Annotated in this window: 13 protein-coding genes and 5 tRNA genes; 6 read left to right on the top strand and 12 right to left on the bottom strand. The window is 73.7% G+C overall.

The features are described 5' to 3' along the window. Window positions 1–21: 21 nt before the first annotated feature. Both AC07AB_RS37260 and AC07AB_RS37265 read right to left on the bottom strand, forming a co-directional pair. A complete protein-coding gene (locus AC07AB_RS37260) occupies window positions 22–891 on the bottom strand; it encodes an aminotransferase class IV (RefSeq protein WP_478576481.1) in 870 nt (289 codons plus the stop codon). Next, complete coding sequence (locus AC07AB_RS37265; RefSeq protein ID WP_478576483.1) at window positions 888–1,940, bottom strand: chorismate-binding protein; 1,053 nt, start codon at window positions 1,938–1,940, stop codon at window positions 888–890. Before AC07AB_RS37265 ends, AC07AB_RS37260 begins: the two co-directional genes overlap by 4 nt. Before the next feature lie 152 nt (window positions 1,941–2,092). Between AC07AB_RS37265 and AC07AB_RS37270 the strand changes: the two genes are divergently transcribed. The 5 genes from AC07AB_RS37270 (at window position 2,093) to AC07AB_RS37290 (ending at window position 2,538) form a co-directional block, all read left to right on the top strand. Further along, a tRNA-Gly gene (locus tag AC07AB_RS37270) sits at window positions 2,093–2,165 on the top strand. Between the two features lie 33 nt (window positions 2,166–2,198). Beyond that, window positions 2,199–2,272: transfer RNA gene (locus AC07AB_RS37275), tRNA-Cys, on the top strand. Window position 2,273: 1 nt separating this feature from the next. Further along, window positions 2,274–2,345: transfer RNA gene (locus AC07AB_RS37280), tRNA-Val, on the top strand. A 23-nt stretch (window positions 2,346–2,368) separates the two neighbouring features. After that, window positions 2,369–2,440 (top strand) — tRNA-Val (locus AC07AB_RS37285). A 26-nt stretch (window positions 2,441–2,466) separates the two neighbouring features. Beyond that, a tRNA-Val gene (locus AC07AB_RS37290) sits at window positions 2,467–2,538 on the top strand. 250 nt (window positions 2,539–2,788) lie between these two features. Here AC07AB_RS37290 and AC07AB_RS37295 read toward each other — a convergent pair. Beyond that, on the bottom strand, window positions 2,789–3,007 hold the full coding sequence (locus AC07AB_RS37295; protein ID WP_478576484.1) for a hypothetical protein: 219 nt from the start codon (window positions 3,005–3,007) through the stop codon (window positions 2,789–2,791). Window positions 3,008–3,194: 187 nt separating this feature from the next. After that, window positions 3,195–3,452 carry a hypothetical protein gene (locus tag AC07AB_RS37300; protein ID WP_478576485.1) on the bottom strand — a complete coding sequence of 86 codons (258 nt, stop codon included), beginning with the start codon at window positions 3,450–3,452 and terminating at the stop codon, window positions 3,195–3,197. Between the two features lie 228 nt (window positions 3,453–3,680). Here AC07AB_RS37300 and AC07AB_RS37305 point away from each other — a divergent pair, with 228 nt between their 5' ends. Beyond that, a complete protein-coding gene (locus tag AC07AB_RS37305) occupies window positions 3,681–4,964 on the top strand; it encodes a serine/threonine-protein kinase (protein WP_478576486.1) in 1,284 nt (427 codons plus the stop codon). A 35-nt stretch (window positions 4,965–4,999) separates the two neighbouring features. On the opposite strand, the gene AC07AB_RS37310 is transcribed toward AC07AB_RS37305, so the two are convergent. The 8 genes from AC07AB_RS37310 to AC07AB_RS37345 all read right to left on the bottom strand — a co-directional run bounded on the left by AC07AB_RS37310 (window position 5,000) and on the right by AC07AB_RS37345 (window position 16,507). Beyond that, window positions 5,000–5,818: a TrmH family RNA methyltransferase gene (locus tag AC07AB_RS37310; protein ID WP_478576488.1), complete on the bottom strand. Its 819-nt coding sequence runs from the start codon at window positions 5,816–5,818 to the stop codon at window positions 5,000–5,002. A 53-nt stretch (window positions 5,819–5,871) separates the two neighbouring features. Further along, window positions 5,872–7,110 carry a uroporphyrinogen-III C-methyltransferase gene (gene cobA, locus AC07AB_RS37315; protein WP_478576490.1) on the bottom strand — a complete coding sequence of 413 codons (1,239 nt, stop codon included), beginning with the start codon at window positions 7,108–7,110 and terminating at the stop codon, window positions 5,872–5,874. Window positions 7,111–7,354: 244 nt separating this feature from the next. Then, on the bottom strand, window positions 7,355–11,200 hold the full coding sequence (gene cobT, locus AC07AB_RS37320) for a nicotinate-nucleotide--dimethylbenzimidazole phosphoribosyltransferase (RefSeq protein ID WP_478576492.1): 3,846 nt from the start codon (window positions 11,198–11,200) through the stop codon (window positions 7,355–7,357). A gap of 262 nt (window positions 11,201–11,462) precedes the next feature. Beyond that, on the bottom strand, window positions 11,463–12,677 hold the full coding sequence (gene cbiE / locus AC07AB_RS37325; protein ID WP_478576494.1) for a precorrin-6y C5,15-methyltransferase (decarboxylating) subunit CbiE: 1,215 nt from the start codon (window positions 12,675–12,677) through the stop codon (window positions 11,463–11,465). Window positions 12,678–12,875: 198 nt separating this feature from the next. Continuing rightward, entirely contained in the window at window positions 12,876–13,517 is a 642-nt protein-coding gene (locus AC07AB_RS37330; RefSeq protein ID WP_478576496.1) for a GNAT family N-acetyltransferase, read from the bottom strand. Between the two features lie 177 nt (window positions 13,518–13,694). Further along, window positions 13,695–14,552, bottom strand: a complete 858-nt coding sequence (locus tag AC07AB_RS37335; protein ID WP_478576498.1) for a MetQ/NlpA family ABC transporter substrate-binding protein — start codon at window positions 14,550–14,552, stop codon at window positions 13,695–13,697. A gap of 84 nt (window positions 14,553–14,636) precedes the next feature. Beyond that, window positions 14,637–15,377 carry a methionine ABC transporter permease gene (locus AC07AB_RS37340; RefSeq protein WP_478576500.1) on the bottom strand — a complete coding sequence of 247 codons (741 nt, stop codon included), beginning with the start codon at window positions 15,375–15,377 and terminating at the stop codon, window positions 14,637–14,639. Then, entirely contained in the window at window positions 15,374–16,507 is a 1,134-nt protein-coding gene (locus AC07AB_RS37345) for a methionine ABC transporter ATP-binding protein (protein ID WP_478576501.1), read from the bottom strand. Before AC07AB_RS37345 ends, AC07AB_RS37340 begins: the two co-directional genes overlap by 4 nt. Window positions 16,508–16,794: the final 287 nt, after the last annotated feature.

Genomic DNA, 16,794 nt, shown 5'->3' on the forward strand with positions numbered 1-16,794 from the left:
CACGACCGTACGTCACGGGGTTTATGGATTCGGTTCGGCCGCCGACCGCTCCTCGAACACGCGCACCGCCTTCGCGGTCACCGGGCCCGGCGCGCCCGGCAGCAGGCGCTCCCCGCCCTCGCCGCGGACCCGGTGCACGGCCTGTACATCGCGGAGACTGGAGGTCAGGAAGATCTCCTCGGCGCGGTCCAGCACGTCGTACGGGAGCTCGGTCTCCGTGGCGCCCGTCCACTCGATCGTCAGCGCGCGCGTGATGCCCGCGAGGCAGCCGGAGGCGAGGGGCGGGGTGTGCAGCTCGCCGCCGAGGACGACGAAGACGTTGGAGCCGGTGCCCTCGCAGAGCGCGCCGACGGTGTTGGCGAACAGCGCCTCGGTCGCGCCGTGTTCGTGCGCGCGGGCCAGGGCGACCACGTTCTCCGCGTACGAGGTGGTCTTGAGCCCGGCGAGGGCGCCGCGCTCGTTGCGGGTCCAGGGGACGGTGATGACGGCGGTGCTGCCGGGCGCCGGGGTGGCCTCGCCGAGCGCGACGACCAGGGTGGGGCCGGCGTCGCCGCGGTCGGAGCTGAGCGGGGAGAGCCCGCCGGTGTAGGTGATCCGCAGCCGGCCGTGCGCCATCGGGTTGACCGCCAGGACGGCCGCGCAGGCGTCGCGCGCCTCGTCGAGGTCGGGTTCGGGCAGCCCCAGGCCCCGCGCGGACACCGCCAGCCGGCGCAGATGCCGGGTGAGCGCGAAAGCGCTGCCGTCCGTCGCCTTGAGCGTCTCGAAGACGCCGTCGCCGACGGTCAGCCCATGATCGAAGACCGAGACGCGGGCGCTGTCCGCGTCCCTCAGGGCCCCGTCGAGCCATATCCGGGATGCCGGGGCCGGTGCCCCGTTCGACTGTCGCTTCACCGTGGAATCCCTCCGCTCGCCTCGCCGGCTCCCGACGCTACTCCGAGCAGCCGGGCCGCCTTCAGTTCGGTCTCCTCCCACTCCCGCAGCGGGTCGGAGCCCCAGGTGATCCCGGCGCCGGTGCCGAACCTCAGCACGGGCCCGCCGGCCGCCGCCCGGTCGATCCAGAAGGTGCGGATGCCGACGGCCAGCTCGGCCGTGCCGCGGTCGGCGTCCACCCAGCCGATGCCGCCGCAGTACGGGGCGCGCGGCGCGGTCTCCAGCTCCTCGATGATCCGCAGCGCGCTGGACTTGGGCGCGCCGGTCACGGAGCCGGGCGGGAAGGTCGCGGCGAGCAGGTCCGCCCAGGTCGCCTCGGAGCGCAGTTCGCCGCGCACCGTGGAGACGAGGTGGACGAGGCCGGGGTGCGGCTCGATCTCGCAGAGTCCCGGCACGGTCACCGAGCCGCTCGCGCAGACCCGGCCGAGGTCGTTGCGGACCAGGTCGACGATCATCACGTTCTCGGCGTGGTCCTTCTCCAGCAGGTCGGCGGCAGTCCGGCCGGTGCCCTTGATCGGCCCGGACACGACGGTGCGGCCGGTCCGGCGCACGTAGAGCTCGGGCGAGGCGGTCGCCACCTCCACGCCGTGGGCGGGCAGCCGAATCGTTCCGGCATGGGGGGCCGGGTTGCCGCGGGCCAGCAGCGCGGTCAGCGCGTCCACGTCGGCGGAGTCCGGGTCCGGCAGCGGCGCCGAGAGAATTCGGCAGAGATTCGCCTGATAGACGTCGCCCGCCGCGATGTGTTCGCGTATACGCCGTACGCCCGCTGTGTACGCGTCCCGGTCCAGGGAGCTGGTCCAGTCCCGGAGCGCGGGGCCGCGCCAGCGCCCCGGCGCGGGCACCGGCGCGGGGCGTACGTCCCCGAAGCGCGCGCACACCAGTCCGCCCTCGAAATCGGCCGTCACCGCCCACCAGCCCGAGGAGTCCAGGGCTGCCGGGTCGCTGGTGACGTCGCGCAGGTCAAGGGCGAGAAGTCCGCCGAAGCGGGCCAGTGGGGCGAGGTGGGACACGCCCGCGAGTCTATGGCCGGGGCCCGCCGGACCGCCCGGGGGCAAGTGAACACCGCGGCAAGCTGGGCAAACGGAATTTGAGCTGGCGCGGGAATCCGCTAGAGTTCAACACGTCGCCGGGACGCGGAAGCGCCCCGGGCACAACGACACCTGCGGACGTAGCTCAGTTGGTAGAGCACCACCTTGCCAAGGTGGATGTCGCGAGTTCGAGTCTCGTCGTCCGCTCGAAGTGGGGATCTTCCCGAACCCCGCACTCCGGGTGGAGTGGCCGAGAGGCGAGGCAACGGCCTGCAAAGCCGTCTACACGGGTTCAAATCCCGTCTCCACCTCCAAGGACGATTAGCTCAGCGGGAGAGCGCTTCCCTGACACGGAAGAGGTCACTGGTTCAATCCCAGTATCGTCCACCGGGACCCTCAAAGGTCCCCCCGCGCGATTAGCTCAGCGGGAGAGCGCTTCCCTGACACGGAAGAGGTCACTGGTTCAATCCCAGTATCGCGCACGCGACAGCAGCACCCGCGGCACCGAGGACGATTAGCTCAGCGGGAGAGCGCTTCCCTGACACGGAAGAGGTCACTGGTTCAATCCCAGTATCGTCCACACACCACAGCGGCCGGACCCCGAAAAAGGGTCCGGCCGCTGGCGTTTGCCCGTACATCCGCCCGTGCCCCGGCGGGCCGTCCGACGACGGCGAACCCGCCTCGCGCGCACGGAGCAGTCCTTGAGAACGCGCGATGGCCGGGTACCTCCCCAGGTACCCGGCCACTCGTGCCGCCCGCCGCACCCCCGTCCCCACGGGGTTAAAGGCCGGATTCCCCGGCCCGGGCCGCTCTCCCGGGCCTTGGGGCGCTCAGCGCCCCAGCGTTCCGGCCACGGACGACGCTTGGATGACGACGGCGTCCCAGCCGCCGAAGGCCACGGCCAGGAGAACCGCCAGCGGCAGGACCATCGCCGCCGCGATCAGCGGGTGGCGAGTACGGCCGGTCCGCCGGACGCCGAAGGCGCCGAAGGCATCGACGGCCCGGCGCCCACGGGCCCGGATCATCGCGCGTCCTACGGTGTCCGCCATCGTCCTTCTCCTGTCGTTACCGGAGCGGCGGGCGTCTGACCTCGGGGGACGAGTGCTACGCCCGCCGCTTGACCTCAACATTAGGTGCGCGCCGCACCCCCGGCGTCATGCCCTCGTATCGATTGGCGGGCCTCCCGGAGGATGACGGCGGCTCAGCCCGGCTACTCCCCTGGGTGGAGAACGGCCTTCACGTCTTGGGGTCTTCCCGGAGGGGACGCTCCGTGTCATCGACCCGCGGCACCGGGTACTCGACCAGGGCCAGCACCCGGCTGGCCATGAAGCGCGCGGTCCGTACCACCGAGCCGCTGCGGGTGACTTCACTCACTTCCACCACCCCGCGACGCACTGCCGTCTCGACCCTGCGCCCCGCCCTGCTCGCCACCATGTCGTACGTCCGCGTCGCGTCCCCGGCGTCCACCACTATCTCCACGCGGTCACCCTTCACCGGCCCAATCCCCCTTCTCCGCAATCCCCTTGAGACCCCGCCCCCAGTTCTGGAACCGGGGCGCGGCGGTCCCCGTCCTCCCTTCCAGGGTCCCACCCGGCACTGACAATCCAGTTGACGACGCATGCGCGGCCTATCAGCGCGCCGGGCCGTCAATCCGTAAGCTGTGCCTCGTCAAGACGGATGGGCAGCGGAGTGGGGCCTCCCCACCGGAGGTAGGGGACGGACATGGCGATGATGCGGCTCCGGCGCGAGGACCCGCGTGTCGTCGGCTCGTTCCGGCTGCACCGGCGGCTCGGCGCGGGCGGGATGGGCGTGGTCTACCTCGGTTCCGACCGGCGAGGCCAGCGGGTGGCCCTCAAGGTGATCCGGCCGGACCTGGCGGAGGATCAGGAGTTCCGCTCCCGGTTCGCCCGCGAGGTGTCGGCGGCGCGGCGGATCCGCGGCGGCTGTACGGCGCGGCTGGTGGCCGCCGATCTCGAAGCGGACCGGCCCTGGTTCGCCACGCAGTACGTGCCCGGCCCGTCCCTGCACGACAAGGTGAACGAGGAGGGGCCGCTGTCGGCCGCTCAGGTCGCCGCCGTCGGTGCGGCGTTGGCCGAGGGCCTGCTGGCCGTGCACGACGCGGGCGTCGTGCACCGCGACCTCAAGCCGTCGAACATCCTGCTCTCCCCCAAGGGCCCCCGGATCATCGACTTCGGCATCGCCTGGGCCACCGGGGCCAGCACGCTGACGCACGTCGGCACGGCCGTGGGCTCGCCCGGCTTTCTGGCGCCCGAGCAGGTGCGGGGCGCGGCGGTGACCCCGGCGACGGACGTCTTCGCGCTGGGCGCGACGCTCGCGTACGCCTCCACGGCCGACTCGCCGTTCGGACACGGCAGTTCGGAGGTCATGCTCTACCGCGTCGTGCACGAGGAGCCGCAACTCATGGGCGTACCGGACGCGCTGGCGCCGCTGCTCCACGCGTGCCTGGCGAAGGACCCCGAGGAGCGGCCGAGCACGCTCCAGCTGTCGCTGCGGCTCAAGGAGATCGCGGCGCGCGAGGCGCACGGCATCGCGGAGAACCGGCCGTCGCCGCCCGCCCAGCGCCGGGAGCCGGAGCGCCCGACGGGCCGCCGGGCCGAGGAGTACGCGCAGCAGCACACCGAGCAGCGGCCGGGCGGCACCCCCGCGCCGCGCCCGCAGCAGCCCCGCGCCGCGGAGAGCGGACGGGCGTCGGCGCCTCGTACGGGCGGCAGCGGGCGGACGACCAACGGCGGGCGCACCGGCGGCGGGCGCGGTACCGGGCGGAGCGGTTCGCGTCCCCCGGCCCGTACGACCGGCACGGGCCGGCGGTCGCCGGGTCCGGACCGCCGGCTGCTGCGGCAGCGGCTGATCGTCTTCGTGGTCGTGACGCTGCTGGTGGCGCTGGGCATCGCCGCGGCACAGGGCTGCCAGGGCCCCGCGCACAGCATGGGCGAGCTCCACCGGACGCCGGTGGAGTCGGCCGAGGCGGGCACGGCGGCGACCTGAGCGGCCCGCCGCGCCAGGGCCGGGGAATCTTCCGGTCAGTCCTGGGGGCGTCCGGAGGCCACCGCGTAGAACGCGACGGCCGCGGCGGCGCCCACGTTGAGCGAGTCGACGCCGTGCGCCATGGGGATGCGCACCCACTCGTCGGCGGCCATCAGGGCCCGCGCGGAGAGGCCGTCGCCCTCCGCGCCCAGCATGAGCGCGGCGCGGTCGAGGCGGTGCGGGGCGGCCTCGGCGATGGCCGTGGCCTTCTCGTCCGGGGTGAGCGCCAGCAGCTTGAAGCCGGCGTCGCGGACCGTCTCAAGGTCGCGGGGCCAGGTCTCCAGCCGCGCGTACGGCACCGAGAAGACCGCTCCCATCGACACCTTCACCGACCGGCGGTAGAGCGGGTCGGCGCAGTCCGGGGAGAGCAGCACGGCGTCCATGCCCAGGGCGGCGGCGCTGCGGAATATGGCGCCGATGTTCGTATGGTCGTTCACGGACTCCATGACCACGATCCGCCGCGCGCTGCCCAGCAGTTCGCCCGCGGTCGGCAGCGGTTTGCGCTGCATGGAGGCGAGCGCGCCGCGGTGCACGTGGTAGCCGGTCACCCGCTCGGCGAGTTCGGGGGCGACGGCGTAGACGGGGGCCGGTACCTCGTCGATGACATCGCGCATGACGTCGACCCACTTGGCCGACAGCAGCATCGACCGCATCTCGTAACCGGCGTGCCCGGCCCGTCTGATGACCTTCTCGCCCTCGGCGATGAACAGCCCCTCGGCGGGCTCGCGCCTGCGGCGCAGCTCCACGTCGGTGAGCCCGGTGTAGTCGCGCAGGCGGGGGTCGTCGGGGTCGTCGACGGTGATGAGATCAGCCACAGGGTGATACTGCCTTGTCGTGGTTGCGGTGCCAATGTGGACGACGTGAATGGTTACCGGCTGGTACCCGTGCCGATGGCCACGACGTCGCCGATGACGATGACCGCCGGCGGCCGTACGCCCTCGGCCCTGACCGTCTCCCCCAGCGTCCCCAGCGTCGCGTCCACCCGGCGCTGGGCCGCGGTCGTGCCTTCCTGGACGACGGCGGCGGGGGTGTCCGCGCCCCGGCCGTGCCGGACGAGGGCCGCGGCGATGGCACCGCTGTTCTCGACGCCCATGAGGACCACGAGGGTGCCGCGCAGCTTGGCGAGCGCGGCCCAGTCGACCGTGGACCGCTCGTCCTCGGGCGCGACATGGCCGCTGACGACCGTGAACTCCTGGGCGACGCCGCGGTGCGTCACCGGGATGCCGGCGGCGCCGGGCACGCTGATGGAGCTGGAGATGCCGGGTACGACGGTGCACGGTATCCCGTGCTCCGCCAGCGCCGCGGCCTCCTCCATGCCGCGCCCGAAGACGAAGGGGTCGCCGCCCTTGAGGCGGACGACGGCCTTGCCGGCCTTCGCGTGTTCGATGAGCGCGTTGTTGATGGCCTCCTGGGCCATGAAACGGCCGTACGGGATCTTGGCCGCGTCGACCACCTCGACGTGCGGCGGCAGCTCGTCGAGCAGGTCGCGCGGGCCGAGCCGGTCCGCGATGACGACATCGGCCTCGGCCAGCAGCCGCCGCCCGCGCACGGTGATCAGGTCCGGGTCGCCGGGTCCGCCGCCGACGAGGGCGACACCGGTCGTACGGGCCCGGTGGTGCGGCGCGGGCAGCGTGCCGTCCCGCAGCCCCTCGATGATCGCGTCCCGCACGGCGGCGGAACGGCGCGGGTCCCGGCCGGTCAGCACCGCGACGGTCACGCCCTCGCTGCGCCCGGTGGCGGGCGTCCACGCCGACGCCGCCTCGGCGTCGTCGCTGCGCACACACCACACCCGGCGCGCCTCGGCCTCCGCCGACGCGGCGGCGTTGACCTCGGGATCGTCGGTGCTGATCAGCGCGTACCAGGCGTCGGCGAAGTCCCCGTCCCGGTACCCGCGCCGCTCCCAGCGCAGCTCGCCCGCCTCCGCCATGGCCTCCACGGAGGGCGTGGCCGACGGCGATACGAGCAGCACGTCCGCGCCGGCCGCGATCAGCGCGGGCAGCCGCCGCTGAGCGACCTGCCCGGCGCCGAGCACGACGACGCGGCGTCCGGCGAGGCGCAGTCCGACGGGGTAGGCAGCGCTCACGGCGTGCTCGTCGTGCTCGGGCATGGTCTTCGCGGCTCCTTGGTGCGGCGACGGGGCGCCGCTTCGGCGCTGGAGCGGCAGGTCAACGGGGGCGTCGGCCCCCGGCGAACACTTTACGGTGCCACGCCGGGACCCACGGCTACCGCATGAGCGCGGAGGACGGACCGAGCCCGTCGGCACCGCTCACGGCCGGCTGCGGGCGGAACCTCTCGGCACCGCTCACGACCGGCCGCGGGCGGAACCTCTCGGCACCGCCCGCAGCCACGGCTCACGCCTTCTCGGTGACCCCGGCCGCGTCGAACGTGGCCACTTCGTGCATGGCCCGGGCGGCGCTCTGCACCACGGGCAGCGCCAGCAGCGCCCCCGTGCCCTCCCCCAGCCGCAGGTCGAGGTCGACCAGGGGCCGCAGCCCCAGCTTCGTCAGCGCCGCCACATGCCCGGGCTCCGCGCTCCGGTGCCCCGCGATGCAGGCCGCCAGCGCCTCCGGCGCGATCGCCCGCGCCACCAGGGCGGCGGCCCCGGCGCTCACCCCGTCGAGGATGACCGGCGTACGCAGCGAGGCGCCGCCCAGCAGCAGCCCGACCAGCGCGGCGTGCTCCAGCCCGCCGACCGCGGCCAGTACGCCCACCGGGTCGGCCGGGTCCGGCTGGTGCAGCTCAAGGGCGCGTCGTACGACGTCCACCTTGCGCGCGTGCATCTCGTCGTTGATGCCGGTGCCGCGGCCGGTGATCTCGGCCGGGTCGGTGCCGGTGTACACGGAGATGAGCGCGGCGGACACGGTCGTGTTCGCGATGCCCATCTCACCGGTCAGCAGCGCCTTGTTGCCGGCCGCGACCAGGTCGCGGGCGGTCTCGATGCCGACCTCGATGGCGCGCAGCGCCTCCTCGCGGGACATGGCGGGTCCGACCGTGAAGTCGCCGGTCCCGGCCCGTACCTTGCGCGGCAGCAGCCCCGGTGTGTTCGGCAGGTCGCCGGCGACGCCCACGTCGACCACGCACACCTCGGCGCCGACCTGGTTGGCGAAGGCGTTGCAGACGGCGCCGCCGCCGAGGAAGTTGGCGACCATCTGCATGGTCACCTCCTGCGGCCAGGCCGTGACGCCCTGGGCGTGCACCCCGTGGTCGCCGGCGAAGACCGCGACGGCCGCGGGCTCGGGGATCGGCGGCGGGCACTGCCGGGACAGCCCGCTCAGCTGCGCGGAGATGATCTCCAGCATGCCGAGCGCGCCGGACGGCTTCGTCATCCGCTTCTGCCGCTCCCACGCCTCGCCGAGCGCCTTGGCGTCGAGCGGGCGGATGCCCTGGAGGGTCTCGGTGAGCAGGTCGTGCGGCTCCTCGCCGGGCAGCGCGCGTCGCCCGTACGTCTCCTCGTGCACGACCCAGGACAGCGGGCGGCGCTTGGACCAGCCGGCCTGCATCAGCTCCGGGTCTTCCGGGAACTCGTCGACGTACCCGACGCACAGGTAGGCGACGACCTCCAGGTGCTCGGGGAGGCCGAGTTCGCGGACCATCTCGCGCTCGTCGAAGAAGCTGACCCAGCCCACGCCGAGGCCCTCTGCCCGGGCGGCGAGCCACAGGTTCTCGACGGCGAGCGCGGAGGAGTACGGGGCCATCTGCGGCTGGGTGTGCCGGCCGAGGGTGTGGCGGCCGCCGCGGGTCGGGTCGGCGGTGACGACGATGTTGACCGGGGTGTCGAGGATCGCCTCGATCTTCAGTTCCTTGAACTGCTTGGCCCGGGCCTTCGGCAGCGACTTGGCGTACGCCTCGCGTTGGCGCGCGGCCAGGTCGTGCATGGTGCGGCGGGTCTCCGCGGAGCGGATGACGACGAAGTCCCAGGGCTGGGAGTGCCCGACGCTCGGCGCGGTGTGGGCGGCCTCCAGGACGCGCAGGAGCACGTCGTGCGGGACCGGGTCGGTACGGAAGCCGTTGCGGATGTCGCGGCGCTCGCGCATCACGCGGTGGACGGCGGCGCGCTCGGCGTCGTCGTAACCGGCGGCGGGGGCGGTGCCGGGGACGTCGGCAGCCGGTCGCGCGGTCTCCGCGGCGTCGTCGGCCTCCGCGCTGTCGAGGGCCTCCGCGGTGCCGTCGGCTGCCGCGGTCTCTGCCTCTGCCGCCTCCGCGTCGGGCGCGGGCTGGTCGGCGGCGGCATCGTCCTGCGGTACGGCGGTCTCGGCTGCCGCGTCGGCGACTATCGAGTGCCCCGGGGCGACCGGTGCCGGGCCGGGCTCGGCCTCCTCGGCGAGGTGCGCGACGCCGTCGCTGCCGACGGATACGGGCGCGGACAGCGACGGCACGGTCGCGTCCTCCCGGGCCTCGGCGTGCGGGGCGGCGGCCTCGGGCCGGCTGTCGGCCGCCTCCGGGCTGTCGGCCCCGGCGACCGGCTCCTCGGTCCCGTCGCCTTCGGCGGCGGCCGCGGCCGCGGCCTCGGGCTCATCGGCCGGCTCCGCAGCCGGCCCGTCGGTCTCGGCGGCGGCCTCGGGGGCGGCGGCTTCGGCGGCTTCGGCGGCTTCCGGCTCGGCGGCCGGCAGCTCGGCAGGCGCTTCCTCGGCCGGAGCCTCGCTGTCGCTCTCGGCGGCGACGGCCTCGGGTCGCGCTTCATCGACCGGTTCGGCGGGCGTCTGCGCGACCGCTTCGGCGGCAGCCTCGCTCCCGGCGTCGGCGGCCTCGGCCGCCGCGGGAACCTCCGCCGCCGGGGGCTCGGGCGCGGGCTCGACGGCCGGGTCCGGGGCGACGGACACGGGCTCGGGTGCGTCCGGGGCGACGGCCACGGCCTCGGGCTGTGCCTCGGCAACCGTCTCAGCCACCGCTCCGGCGCCATCGGCGGCAGCCGGCTCGACGACGGTCGGCTCGACGACGGCCGAAACCTCGGGCTCGGCCTCCGGCTGCGGTTCGGCGGCAGGGGCCTCCGGCTGCGGTTCGGCGGCGGCCGGCGGCTCCGCGGCAGGGGCCTCCGGCTCCCCCGCGGCCGTACCCTCGGCCTCGGCCTCGGCCACGGGCTCCGGCGCACCGGCCTGCTCGGCACCCTCCGGCTCTACGGGACCCGGCTCCACGGGACCCGCCTCGACGGGGCCGGCCTCGCCCGCCGTGGCCTCCTCGGGAGCCTCAGCGACAGCGGGGGCCTCCGGCTGCGGTTCGGCGACCTCGGCCGCAGGAGCAGCAGCGGCCTCGGGAGCGCTTTCGACAGCCTGAGCGGCCACGGCTTCCTCAGGCTCCGACTCCGACTCCGACTCCGGCTGCGGCTCGGCCTCCGGCTCGGCGGCCTCCGGCACAGCCTCAGCGGCTACGGGCGCGGGCTCGGGAACCGGCGCGGGAGCGGTGTCAGGGGCAGGAGCCGGCGCGGCAGCCGGGGCATCCGCCACGGCACCGCCCGGCGCATCCTGCACGGCAGGCCCGGCCGCTGCCTGCGGCTGTGCGTCCCACGTCCCCACCTGCGGCGGGATCTCGCCGAGCTGCGGCCCCGCGAGCATCTCCGTGTCGTCGCGCGGCACATCGAGGTACTCGGGGCCCGCGGTCGGCGGGCCGGCGTGCCGTACGGGCGGCGAGCTCTGCGGGACGCCCGCGGCGGGGCCGCGGTCGGCGAGGGAGCGTACGACCCCGCCGGAGGTGTCCGGCACGGGCGGCCCCATGTGCAGCGGGCGCCGCGGCGGGGCGGGCGCCGCGGAAGCGGCAGGCGGTGCGGGAGCGGGAGTGGCGGCCGCGGGCGGCGGCCCCGGGTGCGCGGCGGCCGCGGGCCGCGGGTCACGCACGCCCCCGTACTCGACCGACCCGGTGTCGCGCCCGCCGCTCTCGTGCGTGCCGCCGCGCGGTCCGACGGCCCCGACGCCGGTCAGGGGCTGCTCCACCCAGGCGCCCTGCGCGCCCGGCATCAGCAGCAGATCGTCCTCGTCGGCCCCGCCGTCGAGGCTGCCGTCCAGGTCGCCGACGACGCTGTCGCCGTCGACGGCCTTCGGGGCGTCGAGGAAGGCGTTCGTCGACGGGCCCGGGGCATGGCGGCCCGGCCGGTCGGTGGAGCCGGTGTCGGCAGGGGCTGCGGCGTCCGCGGGGAGCGGCCGTCCGGGCTGTGCGCCTGCGTTCCCCGGCTGTCCCTCGCCCGGGATCTGGCCGGTGTCGGTCATGCGTACCCCTCGCCCATCGGTAGTGCTCCTTCGAACCGCTCCCGCCCTTGAGACAAGAACGAGCGTCCGTGCCTCGCGGCACGTTGCACGCGGTATGCCGCCCGTACCACCCTGCCTCGTGCGCCACCGAGCCGGTGGTGCTTTCCGGACATTGGCGACTGGGAAGTCGAACACCGGACGGCGGTACAACAGTCGGCCAGCCTACCCTTTGCCGTGCTCGGCGGGGGCATGGGTGGGCTGGTGAGCAGGCTCGGGAGCGGGCTCACGGATGGGCGCGGTGGCCGCTCAGCAGGAAGGCCACGGCGCGCTCGCGCTCCGCCCATACGCGGGTGTCCAGCTCCATCGCCTGGAGCAGTACGCACTCCACTCCGTACCCCGCCGCCGCGAGGACCCGGCCCACGGCTTCGGCCCCGTCGCGGGTCGAGGCGTGCGTCACGATCCGCTCGGGCCGGCGGGCCGCGCACGCCTCGACGACGGCCGCGCCGCCGCCCCCGACGCGGATGACGTCGGGTTCGGGGAGGTCTTCGAGCACCTGGGGCGCGGTGCCGTGCACGACGTCGAGCTGCACGCCGAAGCGGCGGGCGACGGTGGCGGCGCGCCCGCAGGCTTCCGCGTCGCGGTCGACGGCTATGACGGCCGCGCCGAACCGGGCGGCCTCGACGGCCGCCGCGCCGCTGCCCGAGCCGATGTCCCAGACGAGGTCGCCGACGCGCGGCCCGAGGCGGGCCAGTTGCGCGGCGCGCAGCTCCATGGACTCGCCCTCGCCCAGGACGGTCCCGTACGCGCCGGAGGGCAGCGCCCAGCCCCGTACGGGCGGCGGGTAGCCGGGCTCGTGGCCCGCGAGCCAGCCGCTGCCCTGTACGGCGGCGGTGCCGGCGCCGCCGATGACGATGACGACGTTGGGGTCGCGCCAGGAGTGGTCGGCGACCTTGTCGGAGGTCAGGACGGTGACCTGTTCGCGCCCGGTGCCCAGTTCCTCGCAGATGACGAACGTACGGTGCACCGGCCCGAGCAGGAGGGCGAGCTCGGCGGGGCCGGCGCCCGGCGAGGTGAGGACGGCGACCTTGGTGTGCGCCCGGCAGACGTTGACGGCGCGGCGCAGGTCGCGGCTGTGCGCGACGACGACCTGGGCGTCGTCCCAGGGCATGCCGGCCCGTGCGAAGGCGGCGGCGACCGCGGAGACCGCCGGTACCACCTCGACCTCCAGCCCGTGTTCGGGGGCGCGCAGGGTGCGTACGACGCCGAAGAAGCCGGGGTCGCCGTCGGCGAGGACGACGGCGCTGCCGCGGTGCTGCGCGATGCGCCGGGCGGCGAGGTCCAGGCTGCCGAGTCTGATCCGTTCGGCGGCGGGCGGGATTTCGGGCAGTGCCAGGTGGTGGGCGGCGCCGGCCACGAGGGTGGCCGCTTCCATGGCGGAACGGGCCGCATCCGTCAGCGGGGAGCCGTCCCAACCGATCACCGTGACCCGGTCGGCCATCGTCGTCAGTCTCCTGGGCTTATCGCGGGTCGGGCAGGTCGACAGGTCTATCGGCGGGTGGATCGGCGGACAGGTCTGGACGGGCCCGCGGCGGCGCGGGCCCGTGCACGGGGCGCGAACCCGGTGAGCGTATCGCGACTGGTCCAGACCGGGCCGCGACCGATGCCGGCGGCCTCCGCCCGTTCCCCCGGCCCGTCGTCAGCTCCAGTCGGGGTAGGCCGCCGCGTATCCGGAGTCGTCGGCCGCCTCGTCGTGGCCGCCGTCGAGGTCTTCGGGGAGCAGGCTCCACACGAGGAGGTCGGTGCGGATGCGGGCCCAGCCGCCGTCCTCGGTGCGGGTGCGGGCTATCCAGGCGTTGCGGAGCACGCCTTCGCTGATGCAGCCGATCTTCTGGGCGACCTGCTGACCGGCGGCGTTGTCGGCGGCGGTGCGCAGTTCGACGCGCTCGAAGCGCTGGTCGCGGAAGAGCCACTGGGCGACGGCGAGCACCGACTCGCAGGCGTACCCCTCGCCGCGGGCCCAGGGGGCGGTGGCGTAGGAGACCTCGGTGGCGAGCATCGGCCAGTCGGTGTTGCGCAGCCGGACGGTGCCGACGAGGCGCTGGGTGAGGAACTCGGTGACCGCAAAGACGATTCCTCGCCCGCTGGTGCGCTCGGCGGGGGCGCGCCGCGCGGCCCAGTCGCGGGCGTCGGCGGTGGTGTAGGGGTGGGGCGCGGCGGTCCAGGCCGTGATGAGTTCGTCGTTCATCATCTCGGTGAGCGCGGGGACGTCCGCTTCCTCGAACGGGCGCATCACCAGCCGGTCCGTGCTGATGGAGATGTCCGGAAAGGTGGATGTCATGCTCTGCTCCAACGCCGGGGACCGGGGTGATCTGGACCGTCTTGAGTGCACAAGCATGCAGCATGGGCCCACTGGCGTGCCAAGCGCGTGGGCCCCGCGCACGCCGGTCGCGTGTGCGGGGCCCGGGTCCGTACGGACGCCGGTACGGGCGCGGGGGCCGCGGCGCCGGAGCCGGTGTCAGCTCTTGACGGGGCCGAAGGCCGGCAGCACGGAGCCGTCGGTGTACTTGCTCTCGATGAACTTCTTGACCTCGTCGGAGTTGAGGAGCTTCGCGAGCTTCTCGATGCGCGGGTCGTGCTCGTTGCCCTTCTTCACGGCGAGGAAGTTGGCGTACGGGTTGTCCTTGGCCTGCTCCAGGGCGAGGGCGTCCTTCGAGGGCTTGAGGTGCGCGCCGATGGCGAAGTTGCCGTTGATCACCGCGGCGTCGACGTCCTTGAGCCGGGTCGGGATCTGAGGAGCCTCCAGCTCGGTGAAGCTCAGGCCCTTCTTGTCGGTGATGTCGGACAGCTTGGCGTTGGCTCCGACACCGGCCTTGAGGTCGATCAGCTTGTGGTCGGCGAGCAGCTTGAGGGCGCGGCCCTCGTTGGTGGCGTCGTTGGGCACGGCGATCTTGTTGCCGGGCTTGATGTCGGAGAGCTTGCCGGCCTTCTTGGAGTAGAGGCCCAGCGGCTCGATCTCGACGTTGACGACGGGCACGATGTGCGTCTTGTTCTTCTTGTTGAACTCGTCCAGGAACGGCTTGTGCTGGAAGAAGTTGGCGTCGACGTCGCCGTTCTCGGTGGACGTGTTGGGGAGGTTGTAGTCGTTGAACTCCTTGACCTCCAGGTTGAGCCCGGCCTTCTTCGCCAGCTTCTCCTTGACGTAGTCGAGGATGACGGCGTGCGGGGTGGGGCTGGCGGCCACGATGAGCTTCGCGTCGGCGTCGCCCTTCTTGCCGCCGGAGTCGGTGTCGGAGGGCGCGCTGCACGCGCTGAGGCCGATGGTCAGTGCCGCGGCGACGGCGACGGCTGCGGAGATCTTGATGGTGTTGCGCACGAAGAGTGCCTCTTTCTCATCTCACGAGTTGGTGCGCCCGGCGAAGGGTCCGGGCTCGTGGGTGCGGGACGGCGCCCGCACGGGTCAGGACTTGGAGATCGTGGCCTCCTGGGCGGTCCGGCCCGGCCACGGCAGCCGGATCCGTACGGGCGACTGGGCGCGGGAGCTGCCGCGCGGGGCCAGCTGCCGCGCGACGAGGTCGCCGATGAGCTGCACGAGGGTGACGATGACGATCAGCACGATGACGGTGACGATCATCAGGCCGGTCTCGAAGCGCTGGTAGCCGTAGACGATGGCCAGGTTGCCGAGGCCGCCCGCGCCGATCGCGCCGGCGATCGCGGAGTAGCCGATGAGCGCGATGACGGTGGTGGTGAGCCCCGCGATGATCGAGGGCAGCGCCTGCGGCAGCAGGACCTTGAGGACCAGCGTCCCGGTGCCGCCGCCCATCGACTGCACGGCCTCGATCAGGCCGTGGTCGACCTCGCGGACAGCGGTCTCCACGAGCCGGGCGAAGAAGGGGATGCCGCCGATGGCGAGGGCGACGACCGCGGCGCTGGGGCCGATGGAGGTGCCGACGAGGAGGCGGGTGAAGGGGATCAGCACGACCATCAGGATGATGAACGGTATCGAGCGCCCGACGTTCACGACGGCGCCGATGACCTTGTTCGCCACCACGTTCTGCAACAGGCCGCCGCGGCCGGTGAGGACCAGCAGGACGCCGAGCGGCAGCCCGACGACGACGGTCCACACGGTGGCCCACAGGACCATGAAGAGGGTGTCGAGACAGGCGACGGACAGCAGGGGCTGCATCTCGGACCAGGTCATTTGGCACCGTCCTTCTGGAGTCCGGCGCCCTGCCGCACGGCGTCGGCCGCATCGGGGGGCGCTTCCCCGGCCACCGCGGCGACCTCGACCTGGAGCCCCTGCTCCCGCAGGAACCCGATGGGGACGACGTTCTCCTCGAAGCGGCCGGGCAGTTCGATGCGCATCCGGCCGACCTGCTTGCCCGCCACGGTGTCCATGGCGGCACCGAGGATCGAGATGTCGATGTTGTACGTACGGGAGAGCTGGGAGATGACCGGCTGGGTGGCGGCCTCGCCGTGGAAGGTGACGTCGACGACGGTGCGGTCCGGGCCGGACGGCTCGCCGCCGACCGGGAAGAGCTCCGCGGCCAGCTCCGAGCCGGGGGTGGCCAGCAGTTCGGAGACGGTGCCGGATTCGACGACGCGGCCGCCCTTCATCAGGGCCGCGGAGTCGCAGATGGTCTTCACGACGTCCATTTCGTGGGTGATGAGCAGCACGGTCAGACCGAGCTGCTGGTTGAGGTCGCGCAGCAGCTGGAGGATCGAGCGGGTGGTCTCGGGGTCGAGGGCGGAGGTCGCCTCGTCGGAGAGCAGCACCTTGGGGTCGCCCGCGAGGGCGCGGGCGATGCCGACGCGCTGTTTCTGGCCGCCGGAGAGCTGGGCCGGGTACGCCTTGGCCTGGGCGGCGAGGCCGACGAGGTCCAGCAGTTCCAGCGCCTTGCGGGTGCGCTCCTTGCCGGAGACGCCGAGGATTTCGAGCGGCAGCTCGACGTTGTCGCGCACGGTGCGCGAGGAGAGCAGGTTGAAGTGCTGGAAGACCATGCCGATGCGGCTGCGGGCCCGGCGGAGTTCCGCGGTGGCGCGCTGACCGCGTCCGGCGAGGGCCGTGAGGTCCTGGCCGGCCACGGTGACCGTGCCGGAGCTGGGGCGCTCCAGGAGGTTGACGCAGCGGATGAGGGTGGACTTTCCGGCGCCGCTCTGGCCGACGACGCCGTAGACCTCGCCCTCGCGGACATGCAGGTCGACGCCGTCGAGGGCGGTGACCTCGCGGCCGCGCGAGCGGTAGACCTTGGTCAGGTCTGTCGTGGTGATCACAGGGGTTTCCGTCACTGTCGAGTGCGCGGCGGGGTGGTGCCGGGCACGGGCATGCATTGCGGAGCGCGGCAGCGGGGAGCCCGGCGGGGCGCGCGGGCGCGGCCGGGGGGTCCGGTGACGCGGGGCGTGGCCGGTCGGCACGGGCGGAGCTCGTACGGTCACGGCTTCATGGCTCACGGTCTCGCTTCGGGGCGCGAGGCTCGGACAGGGGCCCTCAGCGGTCACACATTCGACACAGGCAACGAGCACCGGGCGTCGTCATCGCCTCGGTCGCAAGGGTGCGGCTGCTCGTCGTGGTCATGTCTTCAAGTAAAACAGACGTGCGCATGACCCGATCAAGCATG

The organism is Streptomyces sp. NPDC044033 (assembly GCF_056434425.1).